Source organism: Pedobacter polysacchareus (assembly GCF_019802255.1).
GTDB lineage: Bacteria > Bacteroidota > Bacteroidia > Sphingobacteriales > Sphingobacteriaceae > Pedobacter > Pedobacter polysacchareus.
Genome location: NZ_JAHYSS010000005.1, coordinates 494,701 through 511,877 on the forward strand (window position 1 = coordinate 494,701; position 17,177 = coordinate 511,877).

Below are 17,177 nucleotides of genomic sequence, written 5' to 3' on the forward strand. Positions count from 1 at the left end.
ATGAGGGTTTTAAATAGATGTAGCTATTATTGAGCCGGTTTCGATCGGATCATGATGGAGTTGCTGTACGCGGTAATTCCAGGATTATATAAACACTGTAATACTGCTGCACCATTTCTAAAAGTTCCTTCCTGGCTAACGATGACTTCATAACTGAATTCTGATCGGCCAGATGGTAAATAGTCAATGAACAATTGTTGTCCACTGTCTCTGATGGCTTTATAATAAGGGATCCCAGCTTTGTATTGCTGACCGCTCTTGTTGTTCAATGGTTCAAAAGCGCCTGTACGCTTGTCGTCAATTTGTAGAAAACGCAAAGGTTTTTCTGTTTCCACAGTAAGCAATACTTTGATTTTATCTCCCACTTTTACTTCCTGAGCAGGGCCGAGTTCCAGCCATTTATCCAGTTTAGCATTAAAGGTGTAAAGACTTTTTACCAGTTTCAGCGCTGGGTTAAGGGTATCTGTATTTGGAGATGCGCTAAAATAATACCAGGTTAAACCACCTGCAGCAGGATGATTTGCGAAGATCTGGATTGCTGGTGCTTTTTTCGATAAGCTGATGAATTGATTGCTTTTTCCGCTCATCAAATCATTGGAAACACTGATGTTTTGATCTTCAATTTTAGCGGTTACTACATCGGCAGCTGCGCTGATGTTCAATTCCGGGGAGGCCTGAATCATCTCAATTGCAGCAGCAGTACCTGTAGTACTCGTCCAGTTATAGTCTTGTCTGGCAGTCAGCATCCATTTAACCAAGCCAGTGCTAACCGACTTATTCCCGGAAAAAGCTTCGTAAAGCATGGCAATGGTTTCTTCTTTGGAATGGTTTAAGTCCCCTCCATTTGAAAATTCCTTCCAGCGCAGTCCATGCTGCTCATCGTTGATGGCGCGTTCCAGGAGGTGTTTTCGCTGGGATTCAATTTTTGCGGTAAATGTATCTTCTTCAGTGCCATATTTTGAGGCGGTAGTAATCCATAATGCCTGATTGTATAAGGAGGCTTTATCTATGTTTTCCAGCTGACTGCTGATCGACTCCTGAATTTTCTTATAAACCAATGGGTCAATTTTATATTGATCTTTCCAATATGACCTGGCATCAGCATCATAAAGACGCGAATCTGCAGGGTTTTTTAGGAACTGAAGATCAGCATACGCGATTATTTTCTTTAGAAAGATTTCCTGCTCCTGGGGTTTTGGAGCGATCCAGCCTGACTGCTGTAGCTTCCCAAATCCGCGGATCAGGTAATTGGAAATCCAGCTGTTACTGAGGCCACCTTCAAACCAGGGCACTCCGCCGTCATCATTCTGCATTTTATACAATTTCTCCAGAAGGCTTAACATTTTGGGTTTGCTGGCAAGGGTATCTAAAGTCTGATAAAGTTGTTTGTGCTGTTTTGAAGTCTGGTTTGCCAGGTTTAACCAGGGCATACTGCTTTCGGTCAGTTCATCAGGAAGCAGAGCGGATTTGCTGCTATCTGTAGCTAATTCCCGACCTGCTTTAAGGAAAGATGCGGCAATTGCAGCATCAGATCTCATCAGTTTTCCTGCGGTAACATAAGCAAATAACTTGTTGAAAGTCTGCTCAGCACAATCATAAGGGTAATTTACCAAATAGGGCAGGGCATTGATGATTGCTGCTTGCGGCTTCGGGTCAATGTAGATCCCCAAGCCATATAATTCCGCATCGGAAGGAAGAGCTGGCGTTTTTATGACGCTGTCTTTAGCAGAAAAAACCAGTGGCAACTGCTCGCGCACAAATATCTTTTTTGGGAGAATAGGAAGGGTATGTTCTTCAGCATCAGCTATTCCAGGGCCGGTGGCTGTGGTCACGATTTTTAAAGGGTTCAATTGATCTTCTGGTATTTTAAAACTGAAACCATCACTGCCGGTTTGTTGTGCCGGCAGATTAATCATTTTAGAAGACTGCCCTTTTAACAGCAGCAAGGTGAGGTCTTCGCCTGTTATTGCATCTTCAATTCTGCAGCTCAGTTTCACATTCATGGCGATGCTGTCCAAATTGCTGACCCTGCTTTTTAAAACCAGCTCATCTCCCTGATATAATAACCTGGGCATGTTAGGCTGCACCATTAGATTTAAGCGGGTATTGAGTTTACGTTCTGCATAAGCATATAAACCTTTTTGGGTATGGGCCAGCATTTTCCAGTTCCATGCGGTGGCAGTTTGAGGCATGGTAAAACTGAAGGTGTACAGGCCGTTTTTATCAGCATATATGGCCGGATAAAAGAAGGCCGTTTCATTAAAATCTTTGCGGATCACCGCTTTTGGTTCTTCTATGGCCTTAGGTAATATGATTTTCCCATTTGTGCTGATGATGATGACCCCTCCAGCTGCATTGGAACCGTATAGGGCAGTAGCTTCTGCGCCTTTTAATACCATCATCTGAATGGTTGCCGGATCAAATTTATCCATGGATCCGGTATATGGCACTCCATCTACAATCTTCAGAACCTGATCGTTATTAGCAGAATGGCTTAATCCCCGAAGTTTTATCGTAGTGGTACTACCCCTCATGCCATATCCGCCCAACATAACTTCATCAAGTTGATTACTTTGCTGAAGGCCACTGCCAATGCTCAAACCTGGAACTCTGCCCTGTAAAAGATGGTCGACGCGGTAATAGTCATCGATGATAAAATCGTCGGTTCTAAGTTGGAAGAGGTCAGGAATGTTTCGCTGCATATTCGTCACATTGTAGCTCCAGGATCTGTTAAAATAGCCATTAAAATAACTGTTAAAGGGGTTTCCCCAATTGTGGGATTCCAGTTTGTCCAGCGAAGCATCATACAAGACGGTCATGAGTTGTGCCGCAATATTTTCCTTGGCTGTTTTAATAGAAACGCTGAATGTTTCCTTGGCGCCTGGGGTCATTACTTTTCTATACTTCTCAATAATGAGCTCTGGCTGTTCTTTTAAACTTGGTTGTAAATAGATGGAATGCTCATTTTTATATAAATGGTTATTTAGCACATAAGCACTCGTAAAAAGGAGACTCTCTACTGCATCTTTAGGGATTTTGATTGGGTAGACCTGTAATCCTTTGTTTTGGTACTGACTATGGTAAAGGGTTTGTACAGCCAATCCTTTATTTGTTTTTGCATAATATTTCAGGCAATAAGTGACATAAGCATGGTTTACAGCTGCAGTATAGTAAGTTAGCGTATCTCCAGCATTTACGGCATTTAAAGGAAGATAATTGAAGTCTTCCAGGCGGCCAGGAACTGTTCTTTCCTGACTGTCGAAAATGTTAAATGTTCGGGATGATTGCCCGCTGAGCGCTCCGGATTTCTGAGTACTGGCCATGATTTCATAACTGCCGCTAGGGAACATGTCTTTATGGAAAACATACTTCGTTATGCTATCTATGGGGATCTCCTCTGTAGATACCAGTTGTTTTTCCTGTTTTGTTCGTTCCTGGAAATTCAGGTTAGGGAACCAATTTTTGAGGTTTTCTTTTGAGTATAGCCATTGGTCTACCTTTTTATTGTCCATGGTATCCGGCACTTGTTCCAGCTTATAGATGCTTAAAGTAATCCGATCCGGTTTATAACTACTGACGGTTGATTTGGCAAGGATAGAGAGCGTTGGTAAATGCTTTCTATCGTAATAGTTCTCTGTAGGAATATCGATTTTTACCGGCCAGGAAGAAAGAAAATACAGGTCTTGAAACTGGATGCTTTCGCCTGTAGATTCCGTTGCTATGGCGTTCAGCTGGTAGCTTAAGAGCTGCTCTTTGTCCTGGGATTTCAAGGTTTCAGGATCAATGGTATCTTTTACCCGAATTACCAGTTCACCCTGTGCATCGGTATAGCCAATACTATCTAGTAATCTTGGTTTTTTACGGTTGGAACGGCCATATTTGAAATTATCTTTCTCCAACTGATAACTAATCATTACATTTTTCAAATCTGCTCCACTCAGTGATTTTACTTTTAGTTTCAATTCGAAAGGTTCGCCAGGCATGGTTCCTTCTTTCGGTTTTTCCATGGTCATTTCGAGAGTAGGACGTTTATACTCTTCTACCTTAAAATTTCCGCTTTCGTCATCCACGTTTTTGCTGCTGATCTCCCATCTTCCCGGTAATGCATCTTTTGCCAGAAGAAAGGAGCCGGAGAAACTACCATAAGCATCTGGACTTATACTGATGGTATCGATTATTTTATAAGTAGGGTTTTTTAAGATTAACTGAGGATGATAAAGCGCCAGCCATTTTTTGAAAGTTGGATTGGTCGCATCGCTGAAAACCACCGGGGTTCCGGTAGCAGGGTCTCTGGTAGATAAAATGGCTTTATAGAATACCTGCTGGCCAGGTCTGTAAATACTCCTGTCTGTATAAATATGGAGCTTTGCCTCCTCGTCGTAAAAGTCTTCCAGGTCCTCATAATCCTCGGTATTGTAAACTCCTTTTGGCAATGGATCTGCATTAGTATCAAAATGATGAAGGAGGGTATCTACACCTAAAATTAATAAGATTTTATCGGCACTCTTTTTTTCGCTGAATACAAATCCCTGTGCATCAGAAATGAAGTTTTGCTTGCTAAACTGCTTCGGGATGACTTTCTTGTTTTTCTCTTTTAGATAATAGGTGCCACTGGCTTTTACGCCTTTAACTGCTACGCCGGTCTTTCGATTGAGCACCATAAAACGATCGCCGGTATTTACAGCGGCCAGGCTGGAAACCTGGAATTTCAGGTCTTCTATAGTTGTTTTAGCCTGATTTTCCTTGATTTCTTCTACGGAAAGTAAGATAGAATAGGATCCTGATGGTAATGCTTCCAGTTTTAAATAAGCACTATGTTTATCATAATCCCCAGGTAAGGTGGGCAGGGTAAAACTCGAATCCCGGAAAGCGTGCTTGCGGAGCAACACATTTAACCGGGGTATTTTTTCAGTTGGTAGCTGTTCTTCTACGCCGACTTTTACGATCCTATAAAATAGCTTTTGTGCATTTCTATATTTTGCGGTAATTAGAATGGGTTGCTCAGGTATTTGTTGATCCTCGGTCTGGAATCTTAATTCCTGCGCTTTGATCTTTCTCAGCATGGTTTTCAGACTGTTCCTGTAGCTGGGGAATTGGTTTAAAACGAGCTTATTTTGTTCGTACAAATTGACGGCAAGGGCAAGTTGTCCTTTGTACTTATCTTCAAATTGAACACCATACCTGCTTCCGTTTCTATAGTGTATTAAAAATAAATGGTAGGCAGTAGCAGCATGCATCATTTGATATTTAGCATTTAAACCTTCCTCGATGAAGTTCTTCCAGGCTTCGCTCACCATTTCATTTTCCTGATACTGTGTATACATCAAGTATTTTAGCAGCAGCTGAATGTATTCTAGTTTTTCCGGGTTAGCAATGTGCTGATCCATCCAGCCCAGGTAAGATTGCAATAGTTTTGAACCGGATTTATCCATGGCATGGAGTACCCTGATTTGACTTCTGAATTTGGCTGAACTGGCCGTTATTAAGTCTTTTACCTGATCGGCTGTTAAAGGAAGTACGCTATTTTTACCAAATTCGTAGGCAATTTTTTCAGAATGCGAAATATCGGCCAAATCAGGTTTGAATAACAGTTGATCTGCACTTGAAGACAGCCAATTGAGATCTTCCGTAACTTTTAGTGGTTTGTTACCTGGTTTTGAGACTGCATTGAAATGCGATCTGATCAGACTATCTCTTTCCTGCTGGGTCAGTGTCGTGTAGTTATAGGGCTGGCTGATTGGCGGGAAGCGAAATGTCTTGAACTTCAGACTTTTATATTGACTCAATTTTAGTCGTCTGGCCTGTAAAAGATGCATGACGTTTTTAAGAAGATCTGAACTGCCCGGATCCGTTAACAGGCTGTCGATGAATACGCTGTTTTTAAAATAAAGGCTGTCTTCTGTTTTTAAGTCTTTAATGAGCATTTGATAGTAAGCATACCTTGCAAATTCAATGTCATTTCCATTTAACCTGGCCTCAGATTTCCCTTTATTGACTTTTGTCAAGGTTTCATTTAAGTTTTTGCGGGTCTTGATGGAGTTTTCAATATCGGTCCAATTGCTGGTAGGTAAAACTTGAGCTGCGGAATTTGAGGCCGTCATTGTCAATACCAATAGTAAAGCCACTAGGGAAGAGAGGTAATTCATGGAATATAGTTGAGCGTAATAAACGTGTTGAATATAGGGATTAATTTTCCTTATATCAGGTTCATTCTTTCGGCAATTCTGCAGGCCTCCAAAGAGTTGCTTACCCTTAGCTTTTCTAATATATTCTGACGGTGTCTATTCACGGTATTGATACTTATAGACAATAAATCAGCTACTTCTTTACTCATTTTGCCTTTTCGAATGAGCTTTAAAATTTCTTTTTCCCTGCTGGATAAGAGTTGATTGACAGTTTGCTGATCAGGTTTTATACTGAGACCAGTCGTAGAATTGAGAATTAAACTGTATGGAACTGATGGCGTAGATTGATCAGTGGAAAGATTATATAGGCAAAGTGCTAACCACAAGCTACCATTTACTGCACTGGATACATAAAACATACGGTGGTCCACAAATGTGTAATCTCCAGTTTTGAGCTGCATGCGGATTTTGCTTTTTACCTGATAGTCGGATCTTTCTTCGATAGGCAGATTTTTTATGATATTGAAAAACTGCAGCTCCAGCAGGTGTTTCTCAAAGAGGTCGTCTGGATGGATTTTATTAAAAATAGCTTCTTCCCATATGGAATTGATTTCTTCTGAGCCTTCATTTTCACCCAGGCCGAGTGCCGCCGCAGCTTTGCCCTTATAGATGTAACTTTTATTGGCATTCATATCACTCAATACTGCTATGGAGTTTTCTATCCTGGAATACATCAGGGCCATAAACTGATATTGGCTCAGGCTGGTCGGTTGATCCGGCTCTGCACCAAAAGCCTGGGTCAATAGTTTCTCATTTAGCGTATTAATAATGTTCATTCAATATGGTTATTATTCAGTATTGGACTGGTGATTATGGTGCTTTACCTTTGGAAGGTAAATGTAATTTATGGTTATTAACTCAAAACAAAAAATGAAGAAGATTATTTTAGGTCTCATTGGATTCGCCATGGCACAGACAGGATTTGCACAGAGTCTGGAAAAGATGCAGTGGTTTAATGAGCCTCAAAAGTGGGAAATTAAAAACAATGCTTTAACAATGTCTGTGACTCCTCAAAGTGATTATTGGAGGATTTCGCATTATGGATTTACTGTTGACGATGCGCCATTTTATTACAGCACCTATGGGGGAGAGTTTGAAACTAAGGTAAAGATCACCGGAAACTATAAAGCGCGTTTCGACCAAATGGGATTGATGCTGCGTATAGATCAGGAAAATTACATCAAAGCAGGGATTGAGTTTGTAGATGGTAAGTACAATTTAAGTACCGTAGTGACCCATAAAACAAGTGATTGGAGTGTCACTACTTTAGATAAAGTCCCTGAATTTGTATGGATAAAGGCGGTAAGAAGATTGGATGCAGTAGAGGTCTTTTATTCCTTTGATGATAAAACCTATGTTATGATGCGCAATGCTCATCTGCAGGATAATGTGCCGGTAATGGTAGGATTTATGGCAGCCAGTCCGGATGGAAGTGGATTCCAGGCGAAGTTTGAAAACTTTAGTGTAAAGCAGTTGCCTGATCAGCGAAGATTGGAATGGCTGAAGAAAAACGCCAATCCATAGTCATGATCATTCCCCCTTAATTTTCTATTTAAACAGAGCACTAAGGGGGAAATTGAATTCCACTGATGTTTTCCTGAATATCGCCTGTCCAATTTAAAAAATCATTTGAACTGCAAGCTTAGGTTATTTTAAGGATCTGATTTTGGTAGCCTAATGACTCTTTTTGTCTATGTTTTTAGACAAATCTTCCCTTTGCTCTTGTTTGTCTAAAAACATAGACGTAGTTTAGCTTTCCTAAACCACATTAAATATGAAGCAATTATTAGCCATCCTTTGTATTTGCACACTGAGCATTTGCAGTGCTGCACAGGAAAAATTAAGCAAAACAGCCATTGATCGGGCATCTTTAAGGTGCTATTACGCTTTTAGCAAGAAGAAACCAACTGAACTTAAGCCTTATCGTGTAGATACGATGGTCTTGGACATCGGATCTGAACTCTCCAGGTTTTATGATCCTGCAAGGCTAGGGCGTGATTCTCTAATCGCTGCAAAAATGAAAAATACCGACGCTTCTATTATAAAAAGCATCAGCATTTTTAAGGGTGAGAGCAGTAAAGATTTATCAGGTATGGTGGGGACGGTCAGTTCTAATGCTGCTGAGGGGGAAAGTATTCAGATTTTTAAAAGTAAAAAATCAAATCAGTTGAAAATCCTGGATTATGTTGGTATGGGGCAACGGTTTTTATACATGGATTCATTGGATAAAATGAGCTGGAAGGTCTTGCCGGATACCGCCACTATTGCAACTTATCCATCCCAAAAGGCTACGCTAAGCTTCAGAGGGAGAGATTATATCGCCTGGTTTACCACTGAGGTGCCCGTAAATGACGGTCCATGGAAGTTCAGTGGCTTACCGGGATTGATCGTTAAAATTGAAGATACTAAAGGTTTGTTTTCTTTTCAGCTCGTTGGATTACAGCAGCTGCCAAATCCTCAGTTGATTCAGCTGGATGAGAAGAGCAGTTTAAAATGTACGAGGGCAGAATTTGAAAAGCAGAAATTGAAACAGGGGGCCGGCATGCAGATTAATTTCAATGCTGGAGATATGATTATTGCTGAAATACCTGGACAGGTAGATTATACGCCAATTGAAATCGAATGATTAGGGTATTGATACTGATATTTCTGTCCAGCATGGTGATTGATGTGAAAGGGCAGACCATCATTCAGGGGCAAATCAGCAATAAAAATGATGGGAAGGCTTTGATCGGAATCAGTGTAACAGTAAAAGAAAAAAATGCCCTTGCCGTATTTGCATTTGCTTCGACCGATTTAAAGGGGAATTATCATTTAAATTTCAGCAGTAAAGCAGATAGTTTGCTGATTATAATCTCCGGATTGAACATCCAGAGACAATCTATGCTACTGAGTAATACGAGTCAGGTCAGAAATTTCAATGTGATTGCTGAAGCGATCAAATTGAAGGAGATTAAGGTAAGCCCTCCTAGAATCCGGCGGCTGAATGATACTCTAAATTACCTGACTGATACCTTTATTGATCAAAATGACCGTACCATTGGCGATGCCCTAAAAAAAATGCCAGGGATCCTGGTAAAAGATGATGGTTCGATTTTGTACAATAACAAACCGATCAGCAAATTTTATATGGAGGGCAAAGACCTGCTGCAGGGGCGTTATGGGATTGCAACAAATAATGTCGCCGCTAAAGACGTGGCTACTGTACAGGTGCTGGAAAATCATCAACCCATTAAAGCACTCAAAAATAAGGAGTTTAAAGAGGAGGCTGCGATTAATTTGAAGCTGAAGGATAGCGCAAAAGGTATACTGACGGCAAATGCACAGCTGGGAGCTGGTGCTGCGCCTATGCTGTATCATAATGAATTATCGGCGATGTACTTTGATCAGAATAAGCAGCATATGGATACTTATAAAGGGAACAATACAGGTAATGAGGTATCAAAGGAACTTCAGTCGTTTTATACGATTGATCAGCCAGTTAAAGAGGGGAGTTCGTTAAACCTGCAGACGCCGGGACTGCCAGAAATCAGTCAGAAGCGTTATTTATTCAATAGGGCAAATATGGGGACTGTGAATCAGCTATGGGCAACAAAAAACGATTTACAGCTAACTGCCAATCTGAGTTATATTAATGATCGGCAGGATCGGGAAAGTGCTTCGCGTTCCGTGTATTATTTGCCAGCCGATAGCTTACTTACTGTGGAAGAAACATTGGCGGCTACCGAACATATTAATTATTTGGAAGGAACACTGCAGCTAAATGCCAATAAAGACAAGTATTATCTGGACAATACATTTAAATTTATAGGAAAATGGAATCAGGCGGAAGGGAAGGTTTTCAACTCTGAACAGCTTTTTCAGGAGTTAAATAAGCCCACATTTCGTGTAGTTAATACCTTCAATACTTTGAAGAATTATGACCGGGCAACCTGGCGATTTTTCGCTTATCAGGAATATGAAAGTAAGCCTCAGGTATTAAAGATTAAACCTTTATTATACCCTGATTTATTTGAAAACAGTGCTGCTTATGACTTCATGCGGCAGTCGCTCCATCAGGAAAGTTTCCGTACTCAAAACAAGGTAACTTATAGCTTAAACGCTAAGGCTTTTAAACAGAATTATACGGTTGGTTTTAATGCGAATTTACAGCAATTCAGGTCTGCGCTTCAAGGTCTGACTGGAGGAGGTGACTTAAGTAAAATGGTGGATTCCTTACGCAATGAGCTGAGCTGGAATACTTACGAACTATTTATAAGTCCTGATTATACCTATTCAAAAAACAAGTTGCGTACCACACTTCAACTTCCATTGGTCTATAATTACTTAGATAGAAATGACAGGCTAAATGGATGGAATTCTGCAACAAAAAAAGTATTCTTTAATCCTTCTTTTTCATTGAGGTATGAATTGAATCTGCTTTGGAATTTGACGTTTCGGGCCAGCTTCGGCAATGAATTGGGAGATTTAGCAAATGGATTTACAGGTTATGTATTGCAGTCCTACAGGAGTTTATTGAGGAATGAAGGTGCATTGCCGGAAAGAAAAAGTCAGACGTACCATATAGATCTGGCTTATCGGCAGCCCATTCATGAGGTGTTTCTTAACCTAAGCGCCAGCTATTTCAGAAATACAGCGAATTTGATGTATGGTTATGATTATGAAGGGATCAGAAGTTTAAAAAGAACGTATGAACTTCCGAATGTAAACGATGGGTATATATGGTCTGGAATTTTGAGCAAAGGAATAGACGCCATTGCCTCTACATTCCGGCTGGAAATGGAATATAACCATTCCAGTGCTTCACAAATCAGCCAGGGAAAGGTTTTCGATTTTCAAAATGATCAATATAGTATCAAGCCAGCTGTATTAACTAAAATAAAAAAATGGGCAAGCCTATCTTATGCTTATCAATATTTAAGAAGCGTCAATAAGATCGTTCAGGTGGATGATCATTTTAAGCCCATCAGCAGGAGTATTCAAAGGGGGCAGCTGAGTATTTTTCCATCAAAAAGCTGGACTGTTAATCTGGCTATGGAGCAGTTTTATAACAACTCGATTTCCTGCGCCAGCAAGTCGATGAAGTTTGCTGATCTGGCTACAAAATATACTTATAGGCGTGTGGAATTTAATCTGGAATATAGCAATGTGTTTAATGTAAAAGAGTATGCATCTCTGGTCTATAATGAGTTGAGCACGTATTACACGACTTATAAGCTAAGGCCAGCACAGATCTTGCTGAAGGTTCGATTCAAGATAAAATAATTTTTGCTGGTCTATAAAAATAGTCGTAAGTTTATTAAATGGAAAAAGGAGCGCAATTGACGAGGGCAGAAGAGCAGATCATGCAGGTGTTGTGGACCCTCAATGAAGGTACCGTGCAGGAAATTCGTGATCAACTGGAAGATCCAAAGCCTGCAAGAACGACCGTGTCTACCGTGTTGACCATCTTAGAGAACAAGGGCTTTGTTTCCCATAATAGTTTAGGCAGAACGAATGTATATGCGCCTTTAGTGGCTAAAGAAGTTTATTCAAAATCTCAATTGTCTGGTTTGCTTAGAAATTACTTCAACAATTCATTTGCGGCGATGACTTCTTTCTTTGCGAAAGAAAATAATTATACCATTGAAGAACTCGACCTGCTCATCAGAGATACAAAAGATCAATTGAAAAAAGAAGAAGAAAAATAATTGATGATGGAACAGTTAGCACTATATCTTTTAAAATCTACGGTATGCATCAGCGGATTTCTAGGTGTGTACTGGTGTTTTTTAAAAAACGAGACTTTCTACCGCTTTAATCGATATTTCTTGCTGGCTGGCTTATTAACAGCAGCTTTGCTGCCATTTTACACCTATACTTTTAAAGTAAATTCTGTTCCCAATGTGGCTGTTTTACCCGCCTCTAGCCCAAGTGCTATCGTCCAAACTACTGCTGGATCACCTTTAATTTACCTGTTTTTAATTGTGGTCTATGCACTAGGAATTGTGTTTTTTGGGCTTCGTTATTTTATAGGTTTAAGCAAGCTGAAAAGTCTGATTCGTAAGTATGGATTTACGGAAATGAAGGGCTATAGATTGGTCAAAACAAATGATTTGAAGTCGTCATTTTCAGTTTTTAATTATATCCTTGTGAATGGTTCTGCTGAGACTTCGGAAATAGAAAAGAAACTGATTTTTGAGCATGAGCTGGCTCATGTAAAGCAATTCCACTGGCTGGATCTGCTGCTATCTCAATTGCTTTGTGTTTTTCAATGGTTCAATCCGTTGGTATGGGTATATACTTTTTGTATCAAGCAGAATCATGAATTTCTTGCAGATACTGCGGTATTGGCAAAAGGAAATCCGGTAGGATTGTACCGTGCTGCATTGCTGAACCATAGTTTGGGGACACCGATATTTGCTTTGTCGAGTTATTTTGCACATTACGATAAATTGAAGCGTGTTAAAATGATGACGAAGGCTGCTTCTGCATCGACAAAAAAGCTGATCGTTCTGGTGTTACTTCCGCTGCTCGCGGTCTTTCTCTGGGCCTTCGCGAAACCTATATTTGTAACTGTTCCAGATGTACGTGCCAGGGGCTTGGCAACTTCAAGGGGTATAGTTTCGAATGCAGCAAGTTCAGAGGTAACAGCTCCAGGGTATGCGAGGCAAGAGGTTTTAGCCGATACTGCTCAGGTAAAGCCGCAAAAGAAGGCGAGTACTGTGATTAAAGTTGAGTCAAAGGAAGTCGAAATGAAGCCTAAGGAACCGGCTCCAGTCATCCTGGAGGCCACCTTGTTACCTACTGTTTCCGACGATATGGTGGTTTCTCCAGTAAAAACCACCGCAATTAAACCAAGTGTTCTGGTTTATCTGGATGGCCAGGAGATTCACTATGAAATCAACCAGATTAAATCGGAGACAATTGAATCTATACATGTTTTGAAGGGCACTTCAGCCACTGATCTTTATGGCGAGCGTGGTAAAGATGGAGTGGTCATCATTACTTCTAAGAAACAGCTGTAGCCTGCTGGAATAATTGAGATTTTTATTTCAAATTCACTGTGTGTAAGTAGCATTACATCATGGTACCGAATGGACAGTAGCAGAAGATGCATTGGCTTTTCTAACAGATGCTGCTTTAGTGGGCCGTCATACAATGTCTCAGCAGCAAAGATGGCCAAAAGCAGATACGGATACTGAATTAGCCCATAAATTAGGGGAGTCTATTTGGTGGCTAATTGTTTTTGCGGATAGGATGGACATTAATATAGAAGTAGCAATAGAAGGATTTCTTAGCAAAACCGAGCAGATGCTCAAAAAATAATCAGCGGATAAACCGGCTTAATTTAAGCACTCGGGAAAGCCTTGGAAATTATTAATTTTCAAGATTTCTCTTTTAAGATTCTTCCTAAAACAATTTTTCGCGTTGTCAGTTCTATAGTAAAGCTTAACAAAACACATCTTCATTCAATTAAAAACATAATGGCAAAGCACAAATCTCCGGGAAAGCCGGGAAATCAACCTGAAAACGAAAAAACGAAGGATTTGCAAGCGAATTTGGCGGATGCATCCGGGGAGTTTATGACTACCGATCATGGTGTCCGAATTAATGACGATCAAAATTCACTAAAAGCAGGGGAGCGGGGAGCAACCTTACTGGAAGATTTCATCTTAAGGGAGAAAATCACTCATTTTGATCATGAGCGAATTCCTGAGCGTATTGTACATGCACGTGGCTCAGGAGCACATGGGGTATTTAAATTATATGAATCCCAATCTGCTTTCACCAAAGCACATTTTCTAAATGATACCACAACGGAAACGCCTGTTTTTGTAAGATTTTCCACTGTTGCGGGATCCAGAGGCTCTACAGATTTGGCGAGAGATGTAAGAGGATTTGCAGTTAAATTTTATACACAGCAGGGGAATTTTGATTTGGTAGGAAATAACATGCCGGTTTTCTTTATACAGGATGCGATGAAATTTCCGGATTTAGTTCATGCAGTAAAGCCAGAGCCAGATAATGAAATGCCGCAGGCAGCCTCAGCACATGATACTTTCTGGGACTTTATCTCTTTGATGCCTGAATCGGCACACATGATCATGTGGGCGATGAGTGATCGGGCAATTCCAAGAAGCTTAAGAATGATGGAAGGATTTGGCGTACATACCTTCAGGTTCATTAATGAAAAAGGAGAAGGATGTTTTGTTAAGTTTCACTGGAAACCTTTATTGGGTGTCCATTCTGTGGCATGGGATGAGGCTCAAAATATCTCGGGTAAAGATTCAGATTTTCATCGAAGAGATTTATGGGAAGCCATTGAAAGCGGTGCTTTTCCGGAATGGGAGCTGGGCGTTCAAATTGTTCCGGAAGCGGACGAGTTTAAGTTTGAATTTGATCTGTTGGATCCTACCAAACTTATCCCTGAAGAATTAGTTCCGGTGCAGCGTATTGGAAAAATGACCTTAAACCGCAACCCTGATAATTTCTTTGCAGAAACAGAACAGGTAGCCTTTCATGTAGGTCATATTGTTCCAGGAATAGATTTCAGCAATGATCCATTGATGCAAGGGAGATTGTTTTCTTATACAGACACCCAATTAATCAGACTTGGCGGGCCTAATTTCCACGAGATTCCAATTAACAGGCCTATTGTTCCTGTACATAACAATCAGCGCGATGGATTTATGCGTCAAACGATTAACAAGGGGAAAACAAGTTACGGCCCGAATTCTCTTGGCAACAATGACCCACAGCAGGCTAAGGCAGCTGATGGAGGTTTTACCTCTTATCAGGAACGTATAGATGCTAAAAAAGTCAGAGCAAGAAGCAAGAGCTTCTTTGACCATTTTAGCCAGGCCACATTGTTCTTTAACAGCCAGTCTGATCCTGAAAAGAACCACATTACTGATGCTTTAAGTTTTGAGCTTGGAAAAGTAAAAACAGTAGCAATACGGGAAAGAATGGTAGGTATTTTGACTAAAATTAATCAGAAACTCGCAGCAGATGTGGCTTTAGCCCTGGGACTGGACACACCTAAAGGCCCTCAGCAACCCATCAACCATAGCGTTCCTGCTGATGGTAAGCAAGCTGATTTTGAGCCAATATCGGTTAAAAGTACGCTGGAAAAATCTGGGGCACTGAGCATGGCTAATACCGTTAAAAATACCATTAAGACCAGGAAAGTGGCTTTCCTAGTCGCTGATGGAGTAGATTCTAAGTCTTTGGATACAGTTAAGAAAGCATTGCTTGCTGCAGGTGGAGTAGTCGAAATCATTGCACCGAAACTGGGTGCAGTCAAAGCTTCAGATGGAACTCAATTTCCTGTTGATCAGAGCTTTTTAACTGCGGCCTCTGTACTTTATGATGCAGTTTATGTGCCAGGTGGAAAAGACAGCGCTGAAACTCTTAAAGGAGAGGCGAATGCCATTCATTTTTTGAATGAAGCTTTCAAACATTGCAAAGCGATTGCAGTGGATCAGCAAGCTGTAAAATTATTAGAGCTGACCTATATATCAGGAAAACTACCTAAGGATGCAAAAGATCAAACCGTAATTCAGGAAGGACTTGTTGTGGAAGGAGATGCAGAATTGCTGGCCAAACAATTTATATTGGCCATCTCGCAGCATCGTTTTTGGGAACGGGAAAAACCAAGAAAAGTTCCTGCATAATTTGAACAGAAAATAAAAATGCCCGGTCATAATGGCCGGGCATTTCTTTTATAAGAACTGCGGATTTAAAATTGCTCTATTATGCTAATGGCTTCTTCATTTCCCTGCTGTGCGGCATGATCCAACACCGACAAGCCACGAAAATCCAGGATATCTTTATCAGCACCTTTGGTTAATAATAATTTTAGGACCTCATTTCTGCCAAACATTGCAGCGAACATGAGGGCCGTCCCACCATTGCCATGTTGTAGGTTAAGGTCTGCACCATGATGAATCAGCAGCTCCGCAATATTAAGGTATCCTTTAAAGGATACGCCCATTAACGCAGTATTGCCGCCCATATCTTGTGAATCTAGCAATGCACCATTTTCAATCAATAACTTTACAGCTTCATATTGATTATTATAACAGGAAATAATAAGTGGGGTATATCCTTTCTCATCACTTGCATTCAAGTCAGCTTTTAGTCGAATTAATTCTTGGAGTACTTCAATGTTCCCAATTCGGGAAGCATGAATGGTAGTTTGAGGATTATGGATCATATGTGTAAGCATTATTAACGAAGTCATCAGGTATTACAAGTCTTAAAAAACTGAATTTCATCAGTGGATACAAAGCTGGAAATTAAGCTTCCCAGCTTTGTAAATTGGTCTATTTAATAAATTAACTGGTGATTTTTGCAGCGTCTCTCAGCGCTTTAATCGCGTCATGGGCTGCTTTAATATCCTGTGCTTGTCTGCTCACTATCTCTAAAGCTTCACCAGTCAATTCGCCTTTTTCCAGGGCCAGCGCGTATGCCGCTTTAATCGCATCTTCGCCACGCTCAGCTTCAGAAAGAATGCTCGCACGGTCGCTGCCACCAAAAAGAGATTTTACATCTATCCATGCCCTATGTAAAGTACCTGCAACACTGTTGCCTGTTTCAATATCTTCTCCATTGGCAGCAACAATAGCAGTCAGCTCCTGGCTGAATTTTCTGCTCTGGCTGCTATACTCTTGAAAGATTGCTTTTAAATCTACATGCTCATCTTTAATGTCGGCAATTGCTTTTTCAAATCCCGCCACTCGGTCATTGTTGATTTCTGTCAGATCGTTTAATATCGATATTGATTTTTCTGTTACATTCATAGTAGTAGTTTTTTTGTTGAACCCCTAGAACACTCCGTAAACCCAAGTGGTTTTAAAATAAAGATTTTTTTAACCTTTAGCCAACTGCTTTTTGATGCCAGTATAGTTAGATCTGGCTTAACTATAATACGTCGAATGAAGATAAACGAAAACATATTTGCTTTTTAACGAGTTATAGATTGAACTGATATCGCAATTGAAAGCCAGA

The 17,177-nt window shown here is 40.5% G+C and carries 11 protein-coding genes; 7 read left to right on the plus strand and 4 right to left on the minus strand.

Annotation, left to right across the window (positions count from 1 at the left end; all coding sequences use genetic code 11):
* Window positions 1-26: 26 nt before the first annotated feature.
* Together K7X70_RS16695 and K7X70_RS16700 are read right to left on the minus strand one after the other, a co-directional pair.
* On the minus strand, window positions 27-6,146 hold the full coding sequence (locus K7X70_RS16695) for an alpha-2-macroglobulin family protein (RefSeq protein ID WP_222538117.1): 6,120 nt from the start codon (window positions 6,144-6,146) through the stop codon (window positions 27-29).
* 50 nt (window positions 6,147-6,196) lie between these two features.
* Entirely contained in the window at window positions 6,197-6,961 is a 765-nt protein-coding gene (locus tag K7X70_RS16700; protein ID WP_222538118.1) for a response regulator transcription factor, read from the minus strand.
* A 94-nt stretch (window positions 6,962-7,055) separates the two neighbouring features.
* Between K7X70_RS16700 and K7X70_RS16705 the strand changes: the two genes are divergently transcribed.
* The 7 genes from K7X70_RS16705 (at window position 7,056) to K7X70_RS16735 (ending at window position 15,841) form a co-directional block, all read left to right on the plus strand.
* Window positions 7,056-7,709 carry a DUF1349 domain-containing protein gene (locus tag K7X70_RS16705; protein ID WP_222538119.1) on the plus strand — a complete coding sequence of 218 codons (654 nt, stop codon included), beginning with the start codon at window positions 7,056-7,058 and terminating at the stop codon, window positions 7,707-7,709.
* Between the two features lie 250 nt (window positions 7,710-7,959).
* Window positions 7,960-8,811 (plus strand): GLPGLI family protein, encoded by an 852-nt coding sequence (locus tag K7X70_RS16710; protein WP_222538120.1) that lies wholly within the window; start codon window positions 7,960-7,962, stop codon window positions 8,809-8,811.
* Window positions 8,808-11,450 carry a peptidase associated domain and porin domain-containing protein gene (locus tag K7X70_RS16715; protein WP_222538121.1) on the plus strand — a complete coding sequence of 881 codons (2,643 nt, stop codon included), beginning with the start codon at window positions 8,808-8,810 and terminating at the stop codon, window positions 11,448-11,450. The genes K7X70_RS16710 and K7X70_RS16715 overlap by 4 nt, the downstream gene beginning before the upstream one ends.
* Window positions 11,451-11,488: 38 nt before the next feature.
* The gene (locus tag K7X70_RS16720; RefSeq protein WP_222538122.1) at window positions 11,489-11,875 is read left to right on the plus strand and encodes a BlaI/MecI/CopY family transcriptional regulator; all 387 of its coding nucleotides are present in this window, start codon (window positions 11,489-11,491) and stop codon (window positions 11,873-11,875) included.
* A gap of 3 nt (window positions 11,876-11,878) precedes the next feature.
* Window positions 11,879-13,192, plus strand: a complete 1,314-nt coding sequence (locus K7X70_RS16725; RefSeq protein ID WP_222538123.1) for a M56 family metallopeptidase — start codon at window positions 11,879-11,881, stop codon at window positions 13,190-13,192.
* Window positions 13,193-13,283: 91 nt separating this feature from the next.
* Entirely contained in the window at window positions 13,284-13,493 is a 210-nt protein-coding gene (locus K7X70_RS16730; RefSeq protein WP_222538124.1) for a nucleoside triphosphate pyrophosphohydrolase family protein, read from the plus strand.
* A gap of 158 nt (window positions 13,494-13,651) precedes the next feature.
* Window positions 13,652-15,841, plus strand: a complete 2,190-nt coding sequence (locus tag K7X70_RS16735; protein ID WP_222538125.1) for a catalase — start codon at window positions 13,652-13,654, stop codon at window positions 15,839-15,841.
* 65 nt (window positions 15,842-15,906) lie between these two features.
* On the opposite strand, the gene K7X70_RS16740 is transcribed toward K7X70_RS16735, so the two are convergent.
* A complete protein-coding gene (locus K7X70_RS16740) occupies window positions 15,907-16,395 on the minus strand; it encodes an ankyrin repeat domain-containing protein (RefSeq protein ID WP_255607331.1) in 489 nt (162 codons plus the stop codon).
* A gap of 109 nt (window positions 16,396-16,504) precedes the next feature.
* Entirely contained in the window at window positions 16,505-16,969 is a 465-nt protein-coding gene (locus K7X70_RS16745) for a ferritin-like domain-containing protein (protein ID WP_222538126.1), read from the minus strand.
* Between the last annotated feature and the right edge of the window lie 208 nt (window positions 16,970-17,177).